Source organism: Amycolatopsis sp. PS_44_ISF1 (assembly GCF_032335455.1).
GTDB lineage: Bacteria > Actinomycetota > Actinomycetes > Mycobacteriales > Pseudonocardiaceae > Amycolatopsis.
The window spans coordinates 233,694-260,056 of the sequence record NZ_JANUXO010000004.1; the positions used below are offsets into that span (position 1 = coordinate 233,694).

General features: G+C 74.2%; 18 protein-coding genes. 9 read left to right on the forward strand and 9 right to left on the reverse strand.

Annotation, left to right across the window (positions count from 1 at the left end; all coding sequences use genetic code 11):
• Positions 1 to 159: 159 nt before the first annotated feature.
• The 6 genes from NYF13_RS30985 (at position 160) to rpmJ (ending at position 8,447) form a co-directional block, all read left to right on the forward strand.
• Positions 160 to 1,488: an SWIM zinc finger family protein gene (locus tag NYF13_RS30985; RefSeq protein WP_315661482.1), complete on the forward strand. Its 1,329-nt coding sequence runs from the start codon at positions 160 to 162 to the stop codon at positions 1,486 to 1,488.
• 877 nt (positions 1,489 to 2,365) lie between these two features.
• The gene (locus NYF13_RS30990) at positions 2,366 to 3,817 is read left to right on the forward strand and encodes a DUF5691 domain-containing protein (RefSeq protein ID WP_315661483.1); all 1,452 of its coding nucleotides are present in this window, start codon (positions 2,366 to 2,368) and stop codon (positions 3,815 to 3,817) included.
• Entirely contained in the window at positions 3,814 to 4,899 is a 1,086-nt protein-coding gene (locus NYF13_RS30995; RefSeq protein WP_315661484.1) for an AAA family ATPase, read from the forward strand. The genes NYF13_RS30990 and NYF13_RS30995 overlap by 4 nt, the downstream gene beginning before the upstream one ends.
• Positions 4,896 to 7,079, forward strand: coding sequence for a DUF5682 family protein (locus NYF13_RS31000; RefSeq protein ID WP_315661485.1), 2,184 nt, complete (start codon positions 4,896 to 4,898; stop codon positions 7,077 to 7,079). Before NYF13_RS30995 ends, NYF13_RS31000 begins: the two co-directional genes overlap by 4 nt.
• Positions 7,076 to 8,242 (forward strand): VWA domain-containing protein, encoded by a 1,167-nt coding sequence (locus NYF13_RS31005; RefSeq protein ID WP_315661486.1) that lies wholly within the window; start codon positions 7,076 to 7,078, stop codon positions 8,240 to 8,242. The genes NYF13_RS31000 and NYF13_RS31005 overlap by 4 nt, the downstream gene beginning before the upstream one ends.
• A gap of 82 nt (positions 8,243 to 8,324) precedes the next feature.
• Complete coding sequence (rpmJ, locus tag NYF13_RS31010) at positions 8,325 to 8,447, forward strand: 50S ribosomal protein L36 (protein WP_315661487.1); 123 nt, start codon at positions 8,325 to 8,327, stop codon at positions 8,445 to 8,447.
• A 280-nt stretch (positions 8,448 to 8,727) separates the two neighbouring features.
• On the opposite strand, the gene NYF13_RS31015 is transcribed toward rpmJ, so the two are convergent.
• The 4 genes from NYF13_RS31015 to NYF13_RS31030 are packed head-to-tail and all read right to left on the reverse strand — an operon-like array spanning position 8,728 to position 13,573.
• Positions 8,728 to 10,188 (reverse strand): aldehyde dehydrogenase (NADP(+)), encoded by a 1,461-nt coding sequence (locus NYF13_RS31015; protein ID WP_315661488.1) that lies wholly within the window; start codon positions 10,186 to 10,188, stop codon positions 8,728 to 8,730.
• A gap of 25 nt (positions 10,189 to 10,213) precedes the next feature.
• Positions 10,214 to 11,371 carry a hypothetical protein gene (locus NYF13_RS31020; protein WP_315661489.1) on the reverse strand — a complete coding sequence of 386 codons (1,158 nt, stop codon included), beginning with the start codon at positions 11,369 to 11,371 and terminating at the stop codon, positions 10,214 to 10,216.
• A gap of 4 nt (positions 11,372 to 11,375) precedes the next feature.
• Positions 11,376 to 12,632 carry a glucarate dehydratase family protein gene (locus NYF13_RS31025; RefSeq protein WP_315661490.1) on the reverse strand — a complete coding sequence of 419 codons (1,257 nt, stop codon included), beginning with the start codon at positions 12,630 to 12,632 and terminating at the stop codon, positions 11,376 to 11,378.
• On the reverse strand, positions 12,632 to 13,573 hold the full coding sequence (locus NYF13_RS31030; protein ID WP_315661491.1) for a 5-dehydro-4-deoxyglucarate dehydratase: 942 nt from the start codon (positions 13,571 to 13,573) through the stop codon (positions 12,632 to 12,634). The genes NYF13_RS31025 and NYF13_RS31030 overlap by 1 nt, the downstream gene beginning before the upstream one ends.
• A 213-nt stretch (positions 13,574 to 13,786) precedes the next feature.
• On the opposite strand from NYF13_RS31030, the gene NYF13_RS31035 reads away from it, so the two are divergent.
• The 3 genes from NYF13_RS31035 to NYF13_RS31045 all read left to right on the forward strand — a co-directional run bounded on the left by NYF13_RS31035 (position 13,787) and on the right by NYF13_RS31045 (position 17,496).
• Positions 13,787 to 14,602: an IclR family transcriptional regulator gene (locus tag NYF13_RS31035; protein ID WP_315661492.1), complete on the forward strand. Its 816-nt coding sequence runs from the start codon at positions 13,787 to 13,789 to the stop codon at positions 14,600 to 14,602.
• Between the two features lie 51 nt (positions 14,603 to 14,653).
• Positions 14,654 to 15,478, forward strand: a complete 825-nt coding sequence (locus NYF13_RS31040; RefSeq protein ID WP_315661493.1) for an NAD(P)-dependent oxidoreductase — start codon at positions 14,654 to 14,656, stop codon at positions 15,476 to 15,478.
• A 107-nt stretch (positions 15,479 to 15,585) separates the two neighbouring features.
• Positions 15,586 to 17,496: a maleylacetate reductase and hydroxyquinol 1,2-dioxygenase domain-containing protein gene (locus tag NYF13_RS31045; protein ID WP_315661494.1), complete on the forward strand. Its 1,911-nt coding sequence runs from the start codon at positions 15,586 to 15,588 to the stop codon at positions 17,494 to 17,496.
• Between the two features lie 133 nt (positions 17,497 to 17,629).
• On the opposite strand, the gene NYF13_RS31050 is transcribed toward NYF13_RS31045, so the two are convergent.
• The 5 genes from NYF13_RS31050 to cmk all read right to left on the reverse strand — a co-directional run bounded on the left by NYF13_RS31050 (position 17,630) and on the right by cmk (position 26,285).
• On the reverse strand, positions 17,630 to 19,033 hold the full coding sequence (locus NYF13_RS31050; RefSeq protein ID WP_315661495.1) for a M1 family metallopeptidase: 1,404 nt from the start codon (positions 19,031 to 19,033) through the stop codon (positions 17,630 to 17,632).
• A gap of 82 nt (positions 19,034 to 19,115) precedes the next feature.
• A complete protein-coding gene (locus tag NYF13_RS31055; protein ID WP_396287806.1) occupies positions 19,116 to 22,967 on the reverse strand; it encodes a Pls/PosA family non-ribosomal peptide synthetase in 3,852 nt (1,283 codons plus the stop codon).
• A 325-nt stretch (positions 22,968 to 23,292) separates the two neighbouring features.
• Positions 23,293 to 24,882 carry a ribosome biogenesis GTPase Der gene (gene der, locus NYF13_RS31060; protein ID WP_315661497.1) on the reverse strand — a complete coding sequence of 530 codons (1,590 nt, stop codon included), beginning with the start codon at positions 24,880 to 24,882 and terminating at the stop codon, positions 23,293 to 23,295.
• Between the two features lie 15 nt (positions 24,883 to 24,897).
• Entirely contained in the window at positions 24,898 to 25,557 is a 660-nt protein-coding gene (locus NYF13_RS31065) for a lysophospholipid acyltransferase family protein (protein ID WP_315661498.1), read from the reverse strand.
• The gene (gene cmk, locus NYF13_RS31070) at positions 25,554 to 26,285 is read right to left on the reverse strand and encodes a (d)CMP kinase (RefSeq protein WP_315661961.1); all 732 of its coding nucleotides are present in this window, start codon (positions 26,283 to 26,285) and stop codon (positions 25,554 to 25,556) included. The genes NYF13_RS31065 and cmk overlap by 4 nt, the downstream gene beginning before the upstream one ends.
• Positions 26,286 to 26,363: the final 78 nt, after the last annotated feature.

A 26,363-nucleotide genomic window follows, 5' to 3' on the forward strand; every position in this document is an offset into this window, starting at 1 on the left:
CCTTCGCCGAGGGCGCCGGGCCACGGGTTTTCCGTGGCCCGGCGTCTTTTTTCGCCCGCGGTCGCCGGGGGTGCCGGAAATTGTCGGTGCCGGGTGGGATGCTTCTGCGGTCCGCCCCACCCGGGGTGGAAACGACTGAGCGGCAAGGGAAGCAGAGTCTTGGCAACGCTGGGGGAACAGGTGGCGCGGCGCTGGAGCGCGGAGCGGGTCGTCGGGCTCGCCCCGGACCCGGCTTCGGCCAAGGCCGGGCGCGGGCAGGCGGCGCCGGCGAAGTGGTCCGGCACCGGCGCGTCGGCGCGGGCGGTCTGGGGCGCGTGCCAGGGCAGCGGGAAGAAGCCGTACCAGGCGGCGGTCGAGCTGGCCGGGCCCGCGTTCCGGTGCACCTGCCCGAGCCGGAAGTTCCCGTGCAAGCACGCGCTGGGGTTGTTGCTGCTGTGGTCTTCGGGGCAGGTGCCCGAGGAGCCGGTGGAAGCCGCTTGGGTGCGGGAATGGCTGGAGGAACGAGCTTCCCGGGCTTCTCGCGCCGCCCGGGCCGAGAAGACGGACGGGCCGAAGGATCCCGAAGCCGCGGCGAAGCGCGCGCAGGACCGGATGGCCCGGGTCACGGCGGGCGCGGCCGAGCTGCGCGGCTGGCTGACCGACCGCGTCGGGGCCGGGTTCGCGGGCTTCGAACGCGGCGGGGCCGAGGAGCTGCGCGGGGTGGCGGCGCGGATGATCGACGCTCAGGCCACCGGCCTGGCCGGTGGCCTGCGCCGGGCCGCGGACCTGGTCGGCCGGGGCCGGGACTGGCCGGGTGACCTGCTGGCCGAGCTGTCGCTGCTGTACCTGCTCGCGGGCGCGGCGGCCCGGCTGGGCGAGCTGCCCCCCGAACTGGCCGAGACAGTCCGCACCCGGCTCGGTTTCGCCGCCGGGACCGCCTCGGTGCTGGAGTCCGGCGAGCGGGTCGCCGACCAGTGGCTGGTCACCGGCGCGGCCGACGAGGAGCAGGACGCGCTGCGCATCCGCCGCACCTGGCTGCGGGGCCGGCATTCCGGCCGTCCCGCGCTGGTGCTGTCCTTCGCCTCGCCGGGCCGTTCGCTGGACAGTTCGCTGCCGCCGGGCCACCTGGTGCCGGGCGAGCTGGCCTTCTACCCGGGTGCGGTGCCGTTGCGGGCGGTGGTCGCCGACGCGACCGAGCCGGTGACCTCGCCGGTCCCCCGCGGCGACACCGTGACCGAAGCCCTGGCCGCGTACGCCGAAGCCCTGGCCGCGGACCCCTGGCTCGAACGCTGGCCCGTCCTCCTGGCCGACCTCACCCCGGCCACCGGCCCGGACGGCTGGGCACTGTCCGATGTAGACGGATCCGCCCTGCCCCTAACCCCCTCCACCGACCCGTGGCGCCTGCTGGCCCTCGCCGCCGAACACCCGGTCACCCTGGCGGCCGAATGGACCCCCACCGGCCTCCACCCCCTCACCTGCTGGCACCCGAACGGAACGGTGCGGCTGTGAACCCACCCGCCCGCCCCCGTCACACCCGCGGCCCCATCACAACGGCCGACACCTTCCGCCCCACCGCCACCCCGGCAACGGTGCCAACGGTGCCAACGGTGCCAACGGTGCCAAGAAAAACACCCTCACCCCACAGCTCCACTCCCAGCCCCTGCAGCCCAACTCCCGGCCCCTGCAGCCCCATTTTCTGCTCCCACGGCCCTACTCCCTGCCCCCACGGCCCAACGCCCAGCCCCCACCGCCCAACCCTCAGCCCCCACCGTCCACCACTCCATCCCCATGGCCCGACACCCAGCCCCACCACCCCACCACCAGCACCCCAACCAGCCCGCACACCCACAAATCCGCACCTGCGGCCACCGCAGCGCCACCACGGCAAGGTTCTGGGTTCCGCAGCGGCCTCGCCACCGGCCGCTCCCCGTGAATCCCGCCTACCCACCACACCGACCACGCCACCCACCACCCGCCACCCAGCCCCGCCAACCACCCGCACCGGCGCACACCCGAACGAAGCGACGCCAACGATGGACACGCGCTCTCGGACGGCCCAAGGCCACAATGCTGCCCCGGCGACCAGCATCCTGGGCTCCGCAGCGACTTCTTCACCGGCCGCTCCCCGCGAATCCCCCGTACCCACCGCCGACCATCCAGCCCCGCCCGGCACCCTCACCGACCTGCACCCGAACAAAGCGACACCAGCGATGAACGCACACTCCCAACCAGCCCGCAGCCACAATGCCGCCCCGGCGACCAGCATCCCGAATCTCGCTCTCGCGGCAACACCGGCGGCGACCGGAAAGAACCCCGCGGTCACTCCCCCGATCACCGAACGGAGCCCTCTCCTGCCCACGTCCGCACCCACCCCGGCGGTGTCCCGGTGAAAGCCTGGGACGACCTCGTCGGCACCGCGCTGCTCGGCACTCGACGCCGCGCCCTCGATCCCGCCGGGCAGCCGCCGGCGATCCGGAAACTGGCCGAAGGCGCGCAGGATCCGGCGGACGGGGTGCTGACCGCGGCCGCGCTCCTCACCAACTACCGCCGGGCCGGGCGGCGGCCGGTTCCCGGGGCGCGGCGGGTGGAGCCGGCGGAGCCGGACGGGCGTCCGTTCGTTCCGCCACCCGCCCGGGAGCGGCTGGCCCGGCTGCGGCAGGCGAACCGGCCCGAACTGCTCGAAGAGTGGCTGCGTGCCGTCGCCGCGGCCGGGTTCCGGGTGCCACCCGAGCAGTTGCCCCCGCTGGCGGAGAGCGCACGGGCGCGGGTGTCGCTGCGGGCACCGCTGGCGGCGGTCGCCGGGGCGGTGGGCACCTGGCTCGGCGAACGCAACCCCGACTGGGCGTTCCTGGTCGCCACGGTCATCAACGGCACCGACGGCACCGACGACGCCTGGCAGTTCGGCACCCCCGCGCGGCGCCAGGCCTGGTTCGCGCGGGCGCTGGCCGAGGACCCGGACGCCGCGCGGGCCGCGCTCGAAGCCACCTGGTCCAGCGAGCCGGCCGACCTGCGCGCGGTGTTCCTCGGGCTGCTCGGCGAGCACCTGGCCGACCGGGACGAGCCGTTCCTCGACGCCGCGCTCGCCGATCGGGCGGCGGGGGTGCGCGATACCGCCACGCACCTGCTCGGCCGGCTGCCCGGGGCGGACCTCGGCCGGCGGATGGCGGCGCGGCTGCAGCGGCACGTCACCGTGCACAGCCGGGTGCTGCGGGCCGATGTCCTGCGGTTCACCCCGCCCGAGCCGGACGAGACCCTGCCGCGCGACGGCGTCCGCGTCCCGCACGGGCCGGACCAGGGCACCGGGCGGCTGCGGGCGATCATCTCCGCCACCCCGCTGGATTTCTGGGCCCGGTTCGCCGCACCGGCCGACCTGGTCGGCATGCTCGTGGAGGGCTGCCCGCTGCCGGTGCTGCGCGAAAGCTGGGCCACCGCCGCGATCCGGCAGCGTGACCAGGCGTGGGCGCAGGCCCTCGTCGAAGCCGAGCCCGGCGGGCGCAGCACGGCGGCGCTGGTCGGCGTGCTCGCGCCGCAGCGGCAGGCCGCCACCGTCGCCAAGCTCGCGCGCGGCCTCAAGGTCGAGGCCCTCACCCGGCTGATCCTCGACCTGCCCCAGCCCTGGCCCGAGGAGCTGGGCCGGGTGCTGCTCGACTGGGTCGCCGCCCAGCAGGACCACCGGCTGGTCGCGCACGCGGCCACCCTGATCGCCAAGGCGGTGCCGCCCGCCTGCCTGGGCCACCGGCTGGCCGTGATCCCCCAGCCCGGCGAGGCCGCCCCGTGGCGGCGCGCCGTCGCCGAAACCCTCACCTTCCGCCGCGAAATGCACGAGGAGCTCTCATGACGTCCGCAGTTCTCCGGCCCCACGCCGAGCAGGAATACGCCGGCGAGCTGGCCGCGCTGGCCGCGGCCGACGACCGGACCCGGCCGCCGTCGTGGCGGCTCTCGCCCTGGGCGGTGGTCACCTACCTGCTCGGCGGCCGGCTGGAAGACGGCACCGAGATCACGCCCAAGTACGTCGGTCCGCGGCGGCTGGTGGAGGTGGCCGTCGCGACCCTGGCCACCGACCGGGCCCTGCTGCTGCTCGGGGTGCCCGGCACGGCCAAGACCTGGGTGTCCGAGCACCTGGCCGCCGCGATCAGCGGCGACTCGACCCTGCTGGTGCAGGGCACGGCGGGCACCGCGGAGGAGTCGATCCGCTACGGCTGGAACTACGCCCGGCTGATCGCCGAGGGGCCGAGCGAGCGGGCGCTGGTGGAGAGCCCGATCCTGCGCGCGATGCGGGACGGCAAGGTGGCGCGGCTGGAGGAGCTGACCCGGATCCCGGCCGACGTGCAGGACTCGCTGATCACCGTGCTCTCGGAGAAGACGCTGCCGATCCCCGAGCTGGGCGATGAGGTGCAGGCGCGGCCCGGCTTCACCCTCATCGCCACGGCGAACAACCGGGACAAGGGGGTGAACGAGCTCTCCAGCGCCCTGCGGCGCCGGTTCAACACCGTGGTGCTGCCGCTGCCGGACACCGCCGAGGCCGAGGTGGAGATCGTCAGCCGCCGCGTCGCCCAGCTCGGGACCGCGCTGTCGCTGCCGGCGGAGGCGGCTGAGCTGACCGAGATCCGCCGCGTGGTCACGGTGTTCCGCGAGCTGCGCGCGGGCCGGACCGAAGACGGCCGGACGGCGGTGAAGACCCCGTCCGGCACGCTGTCCACGGCCGAGGCCATAAGCGTGCTCACCGGCGGGCTGGCGCTGGCGGCCCACTTCGGCGACGGCGTGCTGCGGGCCCAGGACGTGGCCGCGGGCATCCACGGCGCGGTGGTGAAGGACCCGGTGGCCGACCGCGCGATCTGGGTCGAGTACCTGGAAACCGTGGTGCGCGAGCGCGAAGGCTGGGCCGACTTCTACCGGGCGGGCCAGGAGATCAGCGGATGAGCACCCATCTGCTCGGGATCCGCCACCACGGTCCGGGCTCGGCGCGGGCGGTGGCCGCGCGGCTGGCCGAGCTGGAGCCGGACGTGGTGCTCGTCGAGGGCCCGCCCGAGGCCGACGCGCTGGCCGGGCTGGTCGCGGACGAGGGTCTGCGCCCACCCGTGGCGCTGCTGGCCTACGTGGCCGAAGACGTCTCGAGCGCCGCGTTCTGGCCGTTCGCGGTGTTCAGCCCGGAGTGGCAGGCCCTGCGGTACGCCGCCGCGGCCGGGGTGCCGGTGCGGTTCTGCGATCTGCCCGCGGCCCATCAGTTCGCGCTCGGCGAAGCGGATTCCGCCGGTGGTTCCGGTGACCCGCTGGCCGAGCTGGCCGCGGCCGGCGGTTACGACGACCCCGAGCGCTGGTGGGACGACGTGGTCGAATCGCGGCGCGACACCGAGCCGCCGTTCGAGGTGATCGCCGAGGCGATGACCGCGCTGCGCGAGGACGAGCGGCCGGAGAACCCCCACGAGCGGCGCCGCGAGGCGTACATGCGCACGGTGCTGCGCAAGACCCGCAAGGAGGGCTTCGAGCGGATCGCCGTGGTCTGCGGCGCCTGGCACGTCCCGGCGCTGGCCGACCCGCTGCCCACGGCGGCGGCCGATCAGTCCGTCCTCAAAGGACTTCCGAAGCGCAAGGTGGTGTGCACCTGGGTGCCGTGGACGCACGGGCGGCTCGCGGCCGGCACCGGCTACGGCGCCGGTGTGCGCTCCCCCGGCTGGTACCACCACCTGTTCACCACGGCCGAGGACGTAACCACCCGCTGGCTCACCCGGGTGGCCGGGGTGCTGCGCGAGGAGGACCTGCCGGTCTCCACCGCGCACGTGATCGAGGCGGTGCGGCTGGCCGACGCCCTGGCGACCCTGCGGGGACGTTCTTCGGCCGGGCTCGCCGAAGTCGACGCCGCCACCCGGTCGGTGCTGTGCGGGGGCGACGACGTGCAGGCCGAGCTGGTCACCCGGCGGCTGGTGGTGGGCGAGCGGATCGGCGAGGTGCCCGAGAGCGTCCCGCAGGCGCCGCTCGCGGCCGACCTGATCGCCACCGCGCGGCGCCTGCGGCTCAAACGCGAGCCGCAGGTCCGGGAGCTGGACCTGGACCTGCGCACTCCCGGCGGGCTCGACCGGTCGCGGTTGCTGCACCGGCTGCGGGTGCTCGGCATCCCTTGGGGCACACCGGAAAATTCGGCGACGCGGAGCAAGGGCACGTTCCGCGAAACCTGGACGCTGTGCTGGGAGCCCGGTTACGAGGTGGACCTGGTCGCGGCGGCGGTGCACGGGACCACCGTCGGGTCGGCCGCGGCCACGGTGGTCCGCGAGGTCGTGGCCGGCAAACCGCCGCTGGCCGACATCACCACGGCGGTCGAGGACTGCCTGCTCGCGGATCTGGGCCAGGCGCTGCCCGAGGTGCTCGCCGCGCTGGACACCCGGGCGGCGGCCGACGCGGACGTCGCCCGGCTGATGGCAGCACTGCCTTCACTGGCTCGCGCGACGCGGTACGGCGACGTCCGTGGCACCGACACGGCGCGGCTCCGGGAGGTCGCGGACCGGATGCTCACCCGGGTCTGCGCCGGCTTGCCGCCCGCGACCCACGGCATCGACGAAGAGGCGGCCGAGCGATTCTGCCGCCTCGTCGACGACGTGCACGAGGCGACGACCCTGCTCGGCGAAGCGGCGCGGGAGCGCTGGCTCTCGGCCTTGTCCGGGCTGGCCGGGCGTGACGCGCTGCCGCCGCTGCTGGCCGGGCGCGTCGTCCGGCTGCTGCACGACGCCGATCTTTTGGAGGGCGCGGAGGTCGAGCTGCGGCTGGGCCGCGCGCTGACTGCGGGCGTCGAACCGGCGGCCGGCGCGGCCTACGTCGAGGGCTTCTTCGCCGGCGGCGCGCTGCTACTGGTCCACGACCAGCGCATGCTGCGGGTGATCGACACCTGGCTGGGCGGTATCCCGCCGGACTTGTTCACCGAAGTGCTTCCCTTGCTGCGCCGTACTTTCGGCGCGTTCGCCGGTCCGGAGAAGCGGGCCATCGGCGAGCGGGCCGCCGTCCTGTCCGGCGGTGCCCCGAAGACGAAGGCGCCCATCGACGAGCTCGACCGGTCGCGCGCCGAGAGCGCTCTGCCCGTGCTGGCCACCCTCCTGGGAGTGACGTCATGACCGAACCGGCCGATCACGACCGGCTGCGCCGCTGGCGCCTGGTGCTGGGCGGGGGCGAAGACGGCACCGGCCACGCACTGTCCGAACAGGACAGAGGTGTCGACGCGGTGCTTTCGGCCCTTTACGACGAGCGCGAGGAGACCACCCGCGGCGGTGACCGGCGCGGGGCGAACCTGGCGGCGTCGGCGCCGCGCGTCGCGCGCTGGCTGGGCGACATCCGGCAGTACTTCCCGGGCTCGGTCGTCCAGGTGATGCAGCGCGACGCCGTCGACCGGCTCGGGCTCACGCGGATGCTGCTGGAGCCGGAACTGCTCGGCGCCGTCGAGCCGGACGTCCACCTGGTCGGCACGCTGCTCTCGCTCAACGGTGTGCTGCCGGAGAAGACCAAGGAGACCGCGCGCACCGTGGTGCGGACCGTGGTCGCGCGGCTGGAGGAGCGTCTGGCCGAGCGGACCCGGGCGGCCGTGCGCGGGGCGCTGGACCGGGCGGCCCGCACCCAGCGCCCGCACGCGGCCGACATCGACTGGGCGCGGACCGTGCACCGGAACCTTCGGCACTACTCCCCCGAGCTGAAGACCATCGTGCCCGAGCGCCTGGTCGGCTTCGGCCGGCGCCGGCACAGCGTGCAGCGCGAGGTGATCCTGGCCGTGGACCAGTCGGGCTCGATGGCCGAGTCGGTGGTGTACTCGGGCCTGTTCGGCGCGGTGCTGGCCTCGATGCGGGCGCTGAGCACGAAGTTCGTCGCGTTCGACACCGCGGTCGCGGACCTGAGCGAGCACCTGGCCGACCCGGTCGAGCTGCTCTTCGGCACCCAGCTGGGCGGCGGCACGGACATCAACCGCGCGCTGGCCTACTGCCAGGGCCTGGTCGAGCGCCCGGAGCAGACCCTGCTGGTGCTGATCAGCGACCTGTACGAAGGCGGGGTCCGCGAAGACCTGCTGCGCCGCGTCGGCGAACTGGTCGGCTCGGGCGTCCAGGTGGTGGCCCTGCTGGCCCTCTCGGACTCCGGCGCCCCGTTCTACGACCACGAAAACGCCGCCGCCCTGGCCGACCTGGGCGTCCCGGCCTTCGCCTGCACCCCGGACCTCTTCCCGGACCTGATGGCCGCCGCCCTCCGCCGCGAAGACCTGACCCGCTGGTCCGCCACCGCCACCGCCACCTGACCGCGGTCCGCCACCACCCGGGACTAAACCGACCGGTCAGGCGGTTGACGCCGGTGCACTGCTTTCCGAGAGGACGGTAACCATGAAGGTCCGCACGTCGATCCGCTCCCTGGCCCGCCGGCCGGGCGCCCAGGTGATCCGCCGCCACGGCCAGGTCTTCGTGATCAACCGCGCCACCCCGCGGAACAAGGCCCGCCAGGGCTGACCAATCCCGAGAATCCCGGCACCAGGCTGACCGAGCACCACAACCACCCCGGCAACCAGCCTGATCCGGCACCATGACCACCCCACCCACCAGCCCGGCCCGACACCCACAGCCACTTCGCCTGGCGACGAGTGCCCTGACCCCGGTGATCGACGACGCCGCCCGGTTGTTCAACCGGGCGGCGTCGACCTACTCAAGCAGCGCCAGGCATCGAGGCGCCGACGCGGCCACCCTCCACGGGAAGCTGGGCGGCAGCGTGTCCAGTCAGGGAGTCAGGGGGTCAGCGGGCGCCGTCCGTGCGGCGTGGCAGGCGCCACGGGTTGTCCTCGCGTAGCGGCTCGGGCAGCAGGGCGTCGGGGAAGCCCTGCCAGGCGACCGGGCGCTGGAACCGCTCGATCGCCGCGGTGCCGACCGAGGTGGTGGCCGGGGCGGTGGTGGCCGGGTACGGGCCGCCGTGCTGCTGGGCCCAGCTCACCGTGACGCCGGTTGGCCAGTCGTTCCACAGCAGCCGCCCGGCCAGCCGGGTCAGCGGCGCCAGCAGCGGGCGGACGTACTCGGCCTCGTCCGGCTCGCCCTGGATGGTGGCGGTCAGGCCCGGCTCCAGCGTCTCCAGCACCTCGATCAGCTCCGCCTGGTCGCGGTAGGTGACGATGAGGGACGCGGGGCCGAAGTGTTCCTCGCGCACCGCCTCGCCGCCGGCCAGGAACTCCTTCGCGGTGGTGGTGAACAGGCTCGGGGTGAACTCCTCGCCCTGGTGCGTGCCGTCCACGAGGGTCTCGACGCCCGGCGCCGCGCGCAGCTCGGAAAGCTTGTGCGCGAACCCGGAGGCGATGCGCTCGGTGAGCATCCGCTGGCGGGCGACCCCGCCCACAGCCTCGCGCAGGGTGCCCTCCAGGCCGTGGCCCTCCGGCAGCAGCAGCAGGCCCGGCTTGGTGCAGAACTGGCCGGCGCCAAGACTGAACGAGCCGCTGTAGGCCTTGGCCACGGCCTCACCGCGCGCGGCGACCGCGCCCGGGGTGACCACCACCGGGTTGACGCTGCCCAGCTCGCCGTAGAACGGGATGGGCGTCGGGCGGGAGACGGCGATGTCGAACAGCGCCCGCCCGCCGGGCACCGATCCGGTGAACGAAGCGGCGGAGATCCGCGGGTCCTTCAGCGCGGTGATGCCCTGCTCGAAGCCGTGGACGACGGCGAACCCACCGTCCGGGGCCCCGGCGGCGGCCAGCGCGGAGACGACGATCTCGCCGGTGCGCGTGGACAGCTCCTCGTGGCCGGGGTGGGCCTTGAGCACCACCGGGCAGCCCGCGGCGAGCGCGGACGCGGTGTCCCCGCCGGCCACGCTGAACGCGAACGGGAAGTTGCCGGCCGCGAAGACCAGCGTGGGCCCCATCGGCACCAGCACCCGCCGCAGGTCCGGGCGCGGGCCCATCGGCCAGTCGGCGTCGGCGTGGTCGACGGTCGCGCCGAGGAAGGCGCCGTCGCGCAGCACCTGGCCGAACAGCCGTAGCTGGAAGGTGGTGCGGGCCAGTTCGCCCTTGAGCCGCGGCGCGGCGGGCAGGTGGGTCTCGGTGTGGGCGAGGGCGATCAGCGCTTCGGCCTCGGCGTCGAGCGCGTCGGCGACGGCGTCCAGCCAGCCGGCCCGCTCGGCCGGGGTGGTGGCCGCGAACGGCCGGGCGGCGGCCGCGGCCGCGGCCGCGACGAGGATGTGCTCGAGCTCCGGGGCGGAGGTCTCTCGGCTCATGATGGAACGGTTCTCCTCGGGTCGATCAGGCGGTTTCGGGCCCGCGGTGGGCCGCCGCGGTGGCGGCGCGCAGGTCCGGCTGTCGGGCCGGACCGGCCAGACCCAGATGGTAGAGGTGCAGCTCGGTGGCCCCGGCCCGGCCGAGGCCGGTCACATACGCCCCGATGTCGGGGACCGGGTCCGCCGCGACGGCCGTGATGTAGCTGCCGATCGCGACGTCCGCGGGCAGCGCGGCGCGGGCCGCGGCCACGGCGTCGACGCTGCCCGGGCCGGGCGCCCAGTTCTGCAGCACGACCACGGCGGCGTCGTCGGCCGCGGCCGGGGTCAGCCCGGGCAACGCGCCGGTGGCCCAGGGGTCGAGCGCGCCGTGCAGCACGATCCGCGGGCCCGGTTCCAGCCCGGCCAGCACCGCGGCCCGCAACGCGTCGGTCGACCGCCGTCGCCCGGCCAGCACCGCGTCCTTCAGCGACGCCGGGAGCCGGTCCTCGGTGAGGTTCAGCTCGGCCGTGGCCAGCAGCCGCTGGACCTCGCCGCGCACCTGCCCGCGCACCTCGGCGGCGTCCAGCCCATCCCACCCGTCGGCGCAGGCCGCGCAGCAGCAGATCGACAGCAGCCGGGCCACGGCCGGCGCCCACACCCCGTCGGTCTTCTCGTGCTGGTGCTGGTGGATCGCGCCGAGCGGGCCGCACGCTTCGAGGACCACCGAAGACAGCTCCAGTCCCGCGACGGCCTCGGCCGCGAGCGTCGCGGCGTACTCGCGGACCGCGGGCTGCGCCGGGCACAGCGCCCACGGGTAGCTCTCACCGAAGCAGTTCTGCACGGTGTACTGCGGGAAAGCACGGCCCAGGGCCGAATTGTGCGTCAGCACGAGCCACGCGGCGGCCGGGAGGCCGGCGGAGTTGAGCAGCCGCACGGCGTCGCCGCCGCTGTCGGGCCGGGTGACCCAGTCCGCAGTGGACGGTCGCAGCTCGTGGCGCTGCCAGGCCGGCTCGCGCACCGGCCGGTAGCTGGCCGCGGACGGCGCGATCACCGACGTGCGGTCCGGCGACCACGGCGTGGCCGCGCGGGTGCTGTGGTAGGCCAGCGCCACCGCGACCTCGTCCACGCCGAGCCCGCGCGCCCGCTCGACGAAGCCGGGATCGCCGAGCACGTCCCAGGGGTAGGCGTAGCCGGTCACCTCCACCCGGTCACCACCTCGCCGTGTTGGGCTCGAAGCCCGGGGTCCACCTGCGCATGTAGTTCACGTCGTCCCGCTTGGTGAGCCCGCAACGGAGGTAGTCCTCGTGCGCCACGGCCAGTGCGTCCGGGTCGATCTCGATGCCCAGCCCGGGCCGGTCCGGCACCGCCACCGCGCCGTCCGCGAAGTCCAGCGCGCCGGGCGCGATCACGTCGGCGGTCTTCCACGGCCAGTGCGTGTCGCAGGCGTAGGTCAGGTGCGGGGTCGCGGCGGCGACGTGCACCATCGCGGCCAGGCTGATGCCGAGGTGGCTGTTGGAGTGCATCGACAGGCCCACGCCGAAGCTCTCGCAGGTCACCGAAAGCGCTTGCGTGTCGCGCAGCCCGCCCCAGAAGTGGTGGTCGGACAGCAGCACGCCGATGGCGCGGGCCCGGAAGGCCGGCTCGATGTCGCCGAAGTTCACCACGCACATGTTGGTGGCCAACGGCATGCTCGCGCGCTCGGCCACCTTCGCCATGCCCTCGATGCCCGGGGTCGGGTCTTCGAGGTACTCCAGCACCCCGTCCAGCTCCCCGGCCACGCGGATGCTCGTGGCCGGCGTCCACGCGGCGTTCGGGTCGATCCGCAGCGGGTGGCCGGGAAACGCCTCGGCCAGCGCGCGGATGCCCTCGACCTCCCGCACCGGTTCGAACACCCCGCCCTTGAGCTTGATCGAGCGGAAGCCGTACTCCTCGACCATCCGCTTCGCTTCGCCGACCAGCGCTTCCGGCGTGACGACCTCGCCCCAGCCGTCCTCCGGGGCCCCGAGGTGGCCGCCGTACTTGTAGAACAAGTACGCGGAGAAGTCGACCACGTCGCGCGCCTTGCCGCCGAGCAGGTCGACGACCGGGCGGCCGAGGCAGTGGCCCTGGGCGTCGAGGCAGGCGACTTCGAACAGCGCGTACACGCTGGCGACGGTCTTGCGCAGCGAGAAGCCACCGATCAGGCCGTGCTCGTCGGTCAGCACGGTGCCCGCGAGCACCCGCGCGACGACCCGCTTCAGCCCTGGCAGGTCGAACACGTCGTGCCCGGCCAGACCGGGGAGCACCTTGCGCACCTCGCCGAGGAACGCCGCGTCCCCGTAGGACTCGCCGAGGCCCACGACCCCGTCCTCGCAGCGCACCTGCACCACGCTGCGCAGCGCGAACGGCTCGTGCACGCCCATCACGTTCAGCAGCGGCGGATCGGCGAAGGCGACCGGGGTCAGGACCACGTCCAGGATCTTCATCAGCGGCCCTCGATCTGCTTCAGCACCGCGAAACCGCCCTCGACGATGCGGCCCAGCCGGTCGAGCTGCGCGGAGGTCGGCTCGACCAGCGGCGGCCGGACCGTGCCGGCCTTGTCCCCGCGCAGCCGTGCGGCCGCCTTCACCAGCGAGACGGCGAAGCCCGGCGTCTCATCGCGCAGCGCGACCAGCGGCAGGTAGAAGCCGGCCAGCAGGCTGTCCATCACCGCGGTGTCGCCCTCGGCGAGCGCACGGTGGAAGCGGTGCGCGATCTCGGGCGCGAAGCAGTGCACCGCCGAGGAGTAGCGGGCGACGCCGATGGCCGCGTACGCCTTCGCCGAGACCTCGGCGGTGGGCAGGCCGTTGAAGAACAGGAACCCCTCGGAGCGCTCGGTGCCCAGCGAACGGATGGTGGTCACGATGCGGGTCATCACCTCGACGTCGCCATAACCGTCCTTGAGACCCACAACCGAAGGGATCTCCAGCAGCTTCACGGCGGACTGCGCGGAGAACACCCCGGTGCCGCGGTGGTACACGATCACCGACACCGAGGTCTTGCCGACGGCGTGGCGGACGTAGCCGACGAGCCCGGCCTGCGGACCGGTGACGAGATACGGCGGCAGCAGGAGCACCCCGTCGGCGCCTCCCGCCTGTGCGGCCGCGACACCCGCGCGCGCGGCCGCGGCCCCGCCCCCGGCGCCGACCCATACAGGAACCCGACCGGCGGCCACCGCCCGCGCCTTCGCCAGCACGGCCGCGACCTCATCGGCCGAGAGCGAGCTGAACTCGCCGGTCCCGCAGGCGACGAACAACGCCCCGGCCCCGGCGGCCACGTGGCTCTCCACGTTCTCCGCGAGCCCGTCGAGGTCGACCTCGAGCTCGCCGGTGAACGGGGTCAGCGGGAACGCCAGCAGGCCGTCCAGCTCGATCTCGGTCTGTGCCATCAGTTTCTGCTCTTTTCCGTGCTCGTCGGGTACGGCCGGGACGCGGGCCCGGGTTCGACGATCCCACCGGTGGCCCGAACGCGCTCGGCCCACCATCGGTGTTCACATTCTTGAATACAGTCTTCAATAGTGACCATATTCATCTATAAGAATACTGTTCGGGACGCTAATATGGCCGGAGTCACAAGTCAACGACCGGCAGGAGAACGCACCATGCCGCAGAAGCTCGACACCGCGGTCGCGGCGAGCGGCACCACGCCCGGTGCGGAGCCCGCCGGGGTGAAGTCCGCGCGCCGCGCGATCGACCTGATCGAGACCTTCGCCGCGAACGACGTCTGGCTGTCGCTGTCGGACCTGCACGCGCGCACCGGCTTCCCGCGCTCCAGCCTGCACGGCCTGCTGCGCACGCTGCTGGAGGCGGGCTGGCTGGAGGCGGACGCGAACAGCGCGCGGTACCGCCTCGGCGTCCGCGCGCTGATCTGCGGCACCGCCTACCTCGACCGCGACGCGATCGTCCCGTTCGCCACCGAGGCGCTGGAGCGCATCCGCGAGAAGACCGGGTTCACCGCGCACTTCGCCCGCCGCAACGCGACCGAGGTCGTCTACCTGGAGACGCGCGAGTCGCAGCATTCGACGCACCTGGTCTCGCGGGTCGGGCGCACGCTGCCCACCCACGCCACGGCGCTGGGCAAGGCCCTGCTGGCCGAGCTGACCCACGAGGAGATCGAAGCGCTGATGCCGGCCGAGCTGCCGGCGCTCACCCCGCACACGATCACCGGCATGGAGGCGCTGCACGCCGATCTCGCCCGCACCCGTGAGCGCGGGTATGCGGCCGAGGTCGAAGAAGGCACCCTCGGCGTCCGCTGCGTGGCTGCGGTGATCCCCTACCGCATCCCCGGCACCGACGCGATGAGCTGCTCGATGCCGATCGGCCAGGCCGGCGACGCGGACGCCCAGCGCGTGGGCGAGCTGCTGGCCGAGACCACCGCCGAGCTCGGGCAGCAGTTGCGCCGGGCCGGCGTCCGCTGACCGCCGCGCGCGAAGGCGTTCCCCGTTCCCCTGGTGTGAAAGGACTTCCCGATGGCAGACCAGCGCGTGCTGATCACCGGATCGGCCGGCATCGTCGGCCGCCTGATGCGGCCACGGCTGCGCCGCCCCGGCCGGGTGCTGCGGCTGCTCGACCTAGCGCCGCAGCCGGCGGCCGAAGACGGCGAAGCCGTCGAGATCGTGACCGGCTCGGTCACCGACCCGGACGTGATGACCGGGGCCTGCACAGGCGCGGACGCTCTGATCCACCTCGGCGGGCACAGCCGGGAGAACTCGTGGGCAGCCACCCTGGAGGTCAACGTCGACGGCACCCACACCGTGCTGGAGGCCGCGCGGCAGGCCGGGGTCCGGCGGGTCGTGCTGGCGTCGAGCAACCACGCGGTGGGCTTCCGCCGCACCGCCGACGCGGGCGAGGACGGCCTGCCCGCCGATTCCAGCCCCCGCCCGGACACCTACTACGGCGTGAGCAAGGCGGTGATCGAGTCGCTCGGCAGCCTGTACCACTCCCGGTTCGGGATGGACGTGATCGTGGTCCGCATCGGCTCCTGCTTCGAGACGCCGCTGCAGCTCGGCCCGCGCGGGCTGGCCACCTGGCTCTCCCCGGACGACGGCGCGCGGCTGTTCGAAGCCTGCCTGAGCGCGCCTTCGCCCGGCTACCGGCTGATCTGGGGTGTGTCGGACAACACCCGGCGGATCTATTCGCTCGCCGAAGCCGAGGCGCTGGGCTACAAATCCTTCGACAACGCCGAGGCGTACGCCGGCCAGCTCGCGGACCGGCCCGGCCCGGCCGGTGCGGCCGCGGAGTTCGTCGGCGGACCGTTCTGCACCTCGCCCCTGGGTGTGTACAACCCGCTCTGACCCCGGGCCCGGCCCCCTACACTGGACCGCACACCGACCGGGCCGGCCGGCCCCGGGCCGAGCGCCGACCTCGGCGGGCGCCCGCCATCCGCGGGGAAGGACCACCGATGTTCAGCTACACCGCCAATCCGGCCCGGGTCGTCTTCGGCGGTGGCGCCCTGGCCACCCTGCCCGAGGAGGTGCGCCGCCTCGGGCTGAACCGGATCCTGCTGGTGGCCTCCCCGGCACGGGCGGAGCCGGTCGCTGAGGTGCTCGGCCCGCTGCTGGCCGCCCGGTTCCACGACGCCGCGACGCACACTCCGGTCGAGGTCACCCGGCGAGCGCTCGAGCTCGCCGCCGAGCACGAGGCCGACGGCGTGGTCGCCCTCGGCGGCGGCTCCGCGACGGGGCTGGCGAAGGCGATCGCGCTGCGCACGGGCCTGCCGCAGCTCATCGTGCCGACCACCTACTCCGGCTCCGAGATGACATCGGTGCTGGGTGAGACCGCCGACGGGCGCAAGACCACGCGGTCCTCGCCGAAGGTCCGGCCCGAAGTCGTGCTCTACGACGTCGACCTCACCCTCGGCCTGCCGGTCGGGCTCTCGGTGACCAGCGGGGTCAACGCCCTGGCCCACGCGGTCGAAGCGCTCTACTCGCCGCAGGCCAACCCGATCGTCGACGGATTCGCGCTGGAGGCGATCCGGCTGCTGGCCGCCGCGCTGCCGCGGATCGCCGCCGATCCCTCCGATGTGGACGCCCGCACGGACGCCCTGCGCGCGGCCTGGCTGGCCGGCTCCTGCCTCGGCTCGGTCGGGATGTCGCTGCACCACAAGCTGTGCCACACCCTCGGCGGGAGCTTCGGCCTGCCCCACGCGGAAACGCACACCGTCGTGCTGCCGCAGGCCATGGCGTACAACGCTTCCGCGGCGCCGGAGGCCATGCGGCGGATCGCCCGGGCGCTGGGCGCGCCGGACGCGGCCACCGGGGTGCACGACCTCGTCGCGGGCCTGCCCGCGCCGCGCTCACTGGCCGAGCTGGGCCTGGCCGAAGGCGACCTGGCCGAGGCCGCGGAGCTGGCCACCGCCGCGCCTTACGCCAACCCGCGGGAGGTCACCCGTGAAGGCATCGAGGCCCTGCTGCGCCGGGCCTGGGCCGGAGACCGCCCCGCCGCCTCGCCCGGCAGCCGGCCGGACGTGCGGGAGCTGACCGGCCAGGTGGTGGGGAGCTTCGCCGCCACCCCGGACCCCCGGCTGCGCGGACTGCTCTCGGACCTGGTCCGCACACTGCACTCCTACGTGCTGCGCAACGACCTCACGCAGGACGAGTGGGAGCACGCGATCGGGTTCCTCACCCGCACCGGGCAGATCTCCGGCGACCGCCGCCAGGAGTTCATCCTGCTCTCGGACACCCTCGGGGTGTCCAGCGTGGTCGACGTGCTCACCCACTCCCGCACCCCGGACACCACCCCGTCCGCCGTGCTCGGGCCGTTCTACGTGCCCGGCCCGCCGGAGACCGAGCAGGGCGCCGACCTGGCCGAGGGGCTTCCCGGCACTCCACTGTGGACCGATGTGCGGGTGACCGACCTCGAGGACGCCCCGGTGGCCGGCGCGGTGGTGGACGTCTGGCAGTCCGATGAGGACGGTTTCTACGACGTCCAGCGGCCCGAGGCCGGCGGCCCGGTGCTGCGCGCCCGCTTCCGCACCGACGAGGAGGGCCGGCTGCGGTTCTGGACCATCGTGCCCTCGGCCTACCCGATCCCGGCCGACGGGCCGGTGGGCCGGATGCTCGACGCCGTGGGCCGGCACCCCTACCGGGCGCCGCACGTGCACTTCATGATCGCCCACCCGGGCTTCCGGACGCTGGTCACGCAACTGTTCGTGCGGGGCGGCGACTACCTCGGCTCGGACACGGTGTTCGGCGTCAAGGACGGCCTGATCGTCGACTTCGCCGAACAGCGGGGCCCCGCGCCCGACGGCCGCGATCCCGGCGGCCGCTGGCGCCGGCTCGACTTCACCTTCCGCATTTCCCCTACCCGCTGAACCCCCCGGGAGCCGCCACGGCGCCCTTCGGCACCGACGTCCCCCGCGACCGGTAGCGGACCGGCACAGCCCCCGACCGCGAACCCGGCGACGCCGGCCGGACCGGCCCTCACCCGGCAGGGCTCCGGGCCGATCAGGGCAGCGGCGGCAGCGCCGGAGTGTCCAGCCAGGTGGTGAAGAACCCGGACAACGACCGTCCGGCGTGCGCTTCGGCCAGGGCCACGAACGCCTCCGTCGTCACCGTGCCGTGCGCGTTGTCCTGTGCCCAAGCCTTGACCAGCGCGAAGAACGCCGGGTCACCGATCTCCGCGCGCAGGGCGTGCAAAGTCAGCCCACCGCGCTTGTACACCCGCTCGTCGAACAGGCGCACCGCACCGGGGTCGCTGATCCGCACGTCGGCCGGTATGGCCCGCAGGCGGTGGTGCCAGGTGCGGGCGAGCGCGCGGGCCGGCTCGCCGCCGGACTCCTCCGACCACAGCCATTCGGCGTAGGTCGCGAAGCCCTCGTTGAGCCAGATGTGGCGCCAGTCGGCCACGGTCAGGCTGTTGCCGAACCACTGGTGGGCCAGTTCGTGCACCACCAGCCGCTCGTGCGTGCGCCGTCCGTCGACGTGGTTGGCGCCGAAGATGGCCATGCCCTGGGCCTCGATCGGGTCGTCCAGGGCGTCGTCGGTGACCACGACCACGTACTCGCCGAACGGGTAGGGCCCGAACAGCCGCTGCAGCAGCTCCATCATCCGGTCCTGGCGGCCGAAGTCGCGGGCGAACTGCCAGCGCAGCCGGGGCGGCACGGCGGCGCGCTGCGGCACCACCGGCACCGGCGGCTGGTGGCGGCCGAGGCCGAGGAACGCCCGGACCGGCGAGCGCGCGAGCCAGCCGGTGTCCGGGCCCGAAACCAGCTCGACCTCGTCGTACCGGCCGACCTGCACGCTCATCAGGTACGTGGAAGTCGGCTCCTTGCGCTCGAACACCCATTTCGTGGTGCTCGCCGCGTTCTGCCGCGAAACCAGCTCACCGGTCACCACGACCAGGTGAGACGAAGACGTGCTCACCGCGACGCGGTAGGAAGCCTTGTCCGACGGGTGGTCGTTGCACGGGAACCACGACGGCGCCCCCACCGGCTGGCTGGCCACCAGCGCGCCGTCGGTCAGCTCGTCCCAGCCGATGTCGCCCCAGCGGGTGGCCACCGGCACCGGGTTGCCCGCGTAGCGCACCTCGACCTGGAACTCCGTGTCGAGCGGCACCGGCTTCACCGGGCGGATCTGGAGCTTCAGCCCACGCCGGGCGAACTTGGCCGGTTTGCCGTCCACCCGCACCCGGGAAACGCGAAATCCGCCGAAGTCCAGCGAGAGCCGCGAGAGCGCCTGGGTGGCGACGCAGGTCAGCACCGCGGTGCCGCTCAGCCGGTTGGGCCCGACGCGGTAGTCCAGGTCCAGGTCGTAGTGCCGGACCCGGTACCCGCCGTTGCCGTGGGACGGGAGGTAGGAGTCGCCGGAGGTCTCGGCGCCGGGAGCGGGGGTGGCTGGCTTCGAACTCACCCGCGCGTTACCCCGCTCTCCCGGACGTGCTCGTCCGGCTTCAGCATCGCTTCGATCCGGCCCGGCCGCAATGGTCGGACCGTCACCGTCGCCAGGCCGAGATCGGGTTGCCGAGCCAGCGGCCGTCGGCCGGCACCGCGTCGCCGCGGGTGACCAGCGAACCCGGGCCGACCGTGGTGCGCGCGCCGATGCTCGCGCCCGGCAGCACGATCCCGTGCGGGCCGAGGGTGGCGCCCTCGTCCAGGGTCACCGGCGACATGCTCATGATCCGGTCGTGGAACAGGTGCGTCTGCACCACGCAGCCGCGGTTGATCGTCGCGCCGTCGCCGAGGCGGACCAGGTCCGATTCCGGCAGCCAGTACGTCTCCAGCCACACCCCGCGGCCGATCTTCACGCCCATCGTGCGCAGCCACGCGGGCAGCAGCGGGGTGCCGCCGACCGAGCCGATCAGCCACGGCACCGCGAGGGCCTCGACGAAGGTGTCGGCCAGCTCGTTGCGCCAGACGAACGAGCTCCACAACGGGTGCTCGATCGCCCGGAACTTCCCGACCAGCAGCCACTTGGCCAGCGTCGCGGTGAGCGCGGCGGCGATCCCGGCCACCAGCAGCACCGGGCCCGCGAGCAGCGCGGCCACGGCGAAGCCCAGCGTCGAAGCCAGCGCCAGCAGCCCGGCGGCGACCCCCACGCTCAGCGCGACCGCGCACATCACCGGCAGGATCCGGCACAGCTCCACGAACGCGCGCGCCGCCTTGAGGTGCAGGGCCGGGGTGTAGGTGCGGCTCGTGTCGGCGTCCCCGACCGCGCGGCGGACGGGCAGCGGCGGCATACCGAGGTAGGACGAGCCCTTCTTCGCCTTCAGCGGGGTCGAGGACAGCACTCCCACCAGTCCGCGCTTGGGCACCGAACGGCCCGGCGCGGTCATCCCGGAGTTGCCCAGGAAGGCCTGCTTGCCGATCCGCGCCGGGGCCACGTGCAGCCAGCCGTGGCCCAGCTCGTAGGTCGCGACCATGGTGTCGTCGGCCAGGAAGGCGCCGCTGTCCACCTGGGTCATCTTCGGCAGCGCGAGCACGGTGGACGCCTCGACGTTGCGGCCCACCTTCGCACCGAGCAGCCGCAGCCAGACCGGGGTGAACAGGCTGGCGTACAACGGGAACAGCCCCTCGCGGGCCATGCCCATCAGCCGCTCGGTGGCCCAGACCCGCCAGGCCACCCGCCCGTGCACCGGGTGGTAGCCCTCGACCAGGCCGACGCCGAGCGCGCGGACCCCGGCCAGCACCAGCAGCGCGTACGCGAGGAAGTAGGCGATCGTGGCGAGCGGCACGAACAGCAGCGCCCGCGTCAGCGCCGCACCCGGCGTGGCCGTGCCCGCGATGGCGTAGCCGAGCACCGCGACCCCGGCCAGCCCGGCGATGCCCGGCAGCACACCGAGCACGAACGAGGTGGCCCCGTACACGGCCGACCAGAACCGGGAGCGCGGCGGGCGGCTCGACGGCCACTTCAGCGCGTCCTTGGCGTCCTTCGAGACCCGCGCCGCGGGCGAACCCGCCCAGCGCTGGCCCGCGGGCACGGCCCCGCGGACGGTCGAACCGGCGGCGATCTCCGCGCCCTTGCCCACCCGGGCGCCCGGGAACAGCGTGCTGCGCGCGCCGATCCGCGCCTCCGCGCCGATCCGGATCTTGCCGATGTGCACCAGGTCGCCGTCGACCCAGTGGCCGGTCAGGTCGACCTCGGGCTCGATCGCGGCGCCGCGGCCCAGCTTGAGGAAGCCGGTGACCGGCGGCGGCGAGTGCAGGTCGACCTCGCGCGAGATGCGCGCGCCCAGCGCTTTGGCGTAGGTGGTCATCCACGAGGCGCCGGCCACGCTGTCCGCCCCGCTGAACTCGGCCAGCTTCTCGGCCGTCCACAGTCGCAAGTGGACACTGCCACCGCGCGGGTAGCTGCCCGGGCGCACGCCCGAGAGCAGCACCCTGGCCCCGCCCGCGGCGATCGCGATGCGCCCGGCCGGGCTGAACAGCACCAGCCAGGCCAGCCCGAGCCAGGCCCAGTTCAGCGTCGGCGCCCAGCCGAAGCCCAGCAGCGCCAGCCCGTTCGACGCCGCGGCGGCCAAGGTGGCCCAGCGCAGGCCGGCCAGCCCCAGCAGCGGGACCATCAGCAGCGTCTGGATCACCCCGGCCCGGCGCGGGACCGGGGCGATCTCGCGCCGCTCGGTCTCCGGTCCGCTCAGCGCGTCGAGGTGGGTGGCCAGCGCGCCGAGCTTCGGGTGCCGGTAGATGTCGTTGACCGACACCTCGGGGTGGCGGGTGCGGATGCGCGAGATGAGCTGCGCGGCGGTCAGGCTGCCGCCGCCGTGGGTGAAGAAGTCGGCCTTGGGACCGGTCACGGTGACCCCGAGGATCTCGGCCCAGCCCTCGGCCAGCCAGGCCTCGGTGGCCGACAGACCGGCCGCACCGGCGTCCACAGTGGACAGCGGCCAGGGCAGCGCGGCCCGGTCCACCTTGCCCGAGGTGCGGGTCGGCAGCTCGCCGACCACGGCCAGCAGCGGGACCAGCGCGGCGGGCAGCTGCCCGCGCAGCCGGGTCGCGGCCTCGTCGAGGTCCAGCCCGGAGCCGGCGGCCGGAACCACGTAGCCGACCAGGACCTGGTTGCCCGCCTTGGTCCGGCGGATCGCCGCGGCCGCGCCCTGCACGCCGGCCAGCGACTGCAACGCGGAGTCGACCTCGCCCAGCTCGATCCGGCGGCCGCCGAGCTTGACCTGCTCGTCGAGCCGGCCCAGGAACAGCAGCCCCTCGGACTCGGCGCGGACCAGGTCACCGCTGCGGTAAGCCCGCTCCCAGCCCAGGGACGGCAGCGGCGCGAACTTCTCCGCGTCCTTGGCCGCGTCGAGGTAGCGGGCCAGCCCGGCCCCGCCGATGACCAGCTCGCCGGTCTCGCCCATGGCGACCGGCCGGCCCTGCTCGTCGACCACGGCCAGCTGCCAGCCGGCCAGCGGCAGGCCGATGCGCACCGGGCCCTCACCGGTCAGCTGAGCGGCGCAGGCGACCACGGTGGCCTCGGTCGGGCCGTAGGTGTTCCACACCTCGCGGCCCTCGACGGCCACGCGCTCGGCCAGCTCCGGCGGGCAGGCCTCACCGCCGAAGATGAGCAGGCGGACGTCTTCCAGCGCGTCGACCGGCCACAGCGCGGCCAGCGTCGGCACGGTGGACACCACGGTGATGCCCTGCGCCACCAGCCAGGGGCCGAGGTCCACGCCGGTGCGCACGAGCGCGCGCGGGGCGGGCACCAGGCAGGCGCCGTGGCACCAGGCCAGCCACATCTCTTCGCAGGAGGCGTCGAACGCGACGCTCAGGCCCGCGAGCACGCGGTCGCCGGGGCCGATCGGCTCGTCGGCGAGGAACAGCCGGGCCTCGGCGTCGACGAAGGCCGCGGCCGAGGCGTGCGTGACCGCGACCCCCTTGGGTTTTCCGGTGGAGCCGGAGGTGAAGATGATCCAGGCGTCGTCGGCCGGTCCGGGGCGGCCTTCGCGGCCACCGGGGGTGCCGGGCACGGTGATGAGGCCATCGGTCGCGACCGCGGCGACCCCCGCTTCGCCGAAGACCAGCTCGGCGCGCTCCTCGGGGTCGTCCGCGTCGACCGGCACGTAGGCCGCGCCGACGGTCAGGGTGGCCAGGATCGCGACGTACAGCTCGGCGGTGCCCGAGGAGATGCGGATGCCCACCCGGTCACCCCGGCCGACTCCGTGCCCGCGCAGGCGGGCGGCGTAGGTGTCGATCTCTTCGAGCAGCCGGCGGTAGCTCAGGGGGCCGGTGGGGTCTTCGACGGCGGGAGCGTTGGGGTGCTCCGCGGCCGTGGCGGCCAGCACGTCGAGCAGGGTGCGCTCGGCGGCGGCGGGCCCGGAGCGGAACACCGCGGGCGGGGCGGCGGAAACGAGGGGCAGGTCCGCGACCGCGGCGAGGGCACGACCGGCAGTCTGGGTCTCGTCGGTCAGAGTCACAGCGGGCCCTCGACCGGACGGGCGGATACCTGTTTCGAACGGCAGACGTGCGGCATCGAACCTGGGGCGCGCAAGCCCATCACTCACCTTCCGCGAGCTTCATTCGGGCTGGCTCTCCTGAACGAGGCGCCCGGGCAGGAGGTCCACACTACGTCAAAATCAAGCCCGGGTAGCGGTGGGGTCACGGACGAGTGTCGGACGTCACCACCGCGCTGACCAGGCAAAGGCGGTCCGCCGGGGGGCTCGGGCCCCGGCGGGCCACCCCGGCTCAGCGGGTCTTGCCGGCCTTGCCGCTCGCCCGGCCACCGGCTTTGCCGCCCGCCTTCGGGCGGGCCTTCTTCTCCCGCACGCGCACGTTCACCCGGACGGGGCTGCCTTCGAAGCCGAACCGCTCCCGGAACTTGCGCTCGATGAACCGGCGGTAGCCGGCCTCGAGGAAGCCCGTGGTGAACAGCACCAGCGTCGGCGGCCGGATGCCGGCCTGCGTGGCGAACAGCACCTTCGGCTGCTTTCCGCTGCGCACCGGCGGCGGGGTGGCGGCGATCAGGTCGGCCAGCCAGCCGTTCAGCTGGCCGGTGGGCACCCGCTGGTCCCACGACTTGAGCGAGGTCCGCAGCGCCGGCGCGAGCTTGCGCACCGAGCGGCCGGTCAGCGCGGAGATGTTCACCTTCTCCGCCCACGGCACCCGGACCAGCCCGCGGTCGAGCTCGCGCACCATGGCGTGGCGGCGGTCCTCGTCGACCAGGTCCCACTTGTTGAACGCCAGCACGCAGGCGCGGCCGGCCTCGACCACCATGGTGAGCACCCGCAGGTCCTGTTCGGACAGTGGCTCGGCCGCGTCGAGCATGACCACCGCGACCTCGGCCGCGTCGATGGCCGTCTTGGTCCGCAGCGAGGCGTAGTACTCGGCGCCGTTGGCCGAGTTGACCCGCTTGCGCAGGCCGGCCGTGTCCACGAACCGCCAGACCTCGCCGTCCAGCTCGACCAGCGAGTCGACCGGGTCGACGGTGGTGCCGGCGACCGAGTCGACCACCGAGCGCTGCTCGCCGGAGAGCTTGTTGAGCAGACTGGACTTGCCGACGTTGGGCTTGCCCACCAGCGCCACGCGCCGGGGCCCGGCCACCGCCCGCTCCCCCTCGCGCGGAGCCGAGGGCAGGGCCTTCACGATCGCGTCGAGCAGGTCGCCCGAGCTGCGCCCGTGCAGCGCGCTGACCGGGTGCGGCTCGCCGAGGCCGAGCGACCACAGCGACGCGGTGTCGGACAGCAGCCGGTCGTCGTCGACCTTGTTCGCGGCCAGCAGCACCGGCTTCTTCGAGCGCCGCAGCACCCGGGAGACGGCCTCGTCGGTGGTCGTGGCGCCGACCGAGGCGTCGATCACCAGCAGCACCGCGTCGGCGGCGGCCATCGCCAGCTCGGCCTGCGCGGCCACGGCGGCCTGCAGACCGGTGGCGTCGGGCTCCCAGCCGCCGGTGTCGAGCAGGGTGAAGCGGCGCCCGCCCCAGAACGCGTCGTAGGCGACGCGGTCGCGGGTCACCCCCGGCACGTCCTGCACCACGGCCTCACGCCGGCCGAGGATCCGGTTGACCAGGGTGGACTTGCCCACGTTGGGGCGGCCCACCACGGCCAGCACCGGCTGGGCGAGGTTCGCCTCGTCGGCCGCCTCGTCCGCCTCGATCTGCGCGTCGAGCGCGGCGAACTCGGTCTCGTCGGACCAGGTTCCGTCGACCTCGCCGAGACCGTCGAGTTCCGCTTCCGCCGAGGCGGCATCAAACCCCGCCGACGTCTTTCCTCCCGCGGAGGCGGCATCAAACCCCGTCGACGTCTTTCCTCCCGCGGAGGCGGCATCAAACTCTGTCATCGTTTCCCACTTCACCTACGGCGTGCCGATTCGGTTCTCGGCCCGCCAATCGTCCAAAGTCTTCACCAGGGCCGCGAGCGCCGCGCGGAGCGCTTCGGTGCCCTGGTCGAGCCCCGTGCGGCCGGGCCCCACCGGCGGGGTGAACGGCTCCCCCACGAGGATGTCCACGCGCGGGCGCCAGCGCCGCCGGCCGTCCGCGGGCTTCAGCGTCCCGCGGGTGGCGACCGGCAGCACGGTCGCACCTCCCGAGCGCACCAGCCACGCGGCGCCGCGCTCGGCCTCGCCCACATCGCCGGAGCCGCGGGTGCCCTCCGGGAAGATCCCGACGACCCCGCCCGCCTTCAGCACCCCGACCGCGGCCATCAGCGGCTGCCGGTCGATCGCGCCGCGCTTGACCGGGATCTGGCCGATCGCCCGCAGGAACCGCCCGGCGGCGCCCCGGAACAGCTCGGCCTTGACCAGGAACGCCGAGCGCCGCGGCAGCATTCCGAAGATCAGCTGCGGCTCGATCATCGAACTGTGGTTGGCCACCACCACCACCGGACCGGTGGCGGGCATCCGCTCCCGGCCGTGCACGCGGACCCGGAACGCCGACCGCAGATGGTACCGGGCGAAGATCCGGCCCGCGTCGTGCAGGAGGCCGATCGCGCCCTCGGGGAGGGCGCCTCCGGTCACCGCGCGACCTCGGCGGGACCGGACCCGGCGCCCGTCTCGGCGTCGCAGCCCTCCAGCAGCCCGCGGCGGCAGGCGAGCTCGGACAGCGCCACGATCACCTGGTCGATGCTCAGCTCGGAGGTGTCGACCGGCACCGCGTCCTCGGCCGCGCGCAGCGGCGAGGCCGCGCGCGTCGAGTCGAGGTGGTCGCGGCGCTCCACGGACTCGCGCGCGGCCTCGACCGAGGACGGGCGGCCGGCGGCGCTGTCCTGGCCGCTGCGGCGCGCGGCGCGGACGTCGGCGGAAGCGGTCAGGTAGACCTTCAGCGGCGACTCGGGGGCGACGACCGTGCCGATGTCGCGGCCCTCCACCACGATGCCGCCGGTCTCGGCCAGCACGTCGGCGATGATCCGGCGCTGGCGCGACACGAGCAGCTCCCGCACCTGCGGTACCGCCGAGACCGCGGACACCGCCCGCGTGACCTCGGGCCCGCGGATGTCGGCGGCGACGTCTTCGCCGGCCAGCCGCAGCTCGGGCTGGTCCGGGCTGGTGCCGATGGTGAACTCGGTGCCGTGCGCGCGGTGGCCGACGGCGGCGGAATCGGCCGGGTCCTCCCCGGCGCGCAGGACCGCGAGCGTCACGATGCGGTACATCGCGCCGGTGTCGAGGTAGCCCGCGCCGAGCCGGGCGGCGAGCTTGCGCGCGACCGTGGTCTTACCGGTTCCCGACGGGCCGTCCAGCGCCACCACTCCACGTAGGGCTCCCGTCACCGATGCTCTCCTCGCGTCCGTCGTACTCTGCTCGATCGACGCTCATTCTGCCCGCCG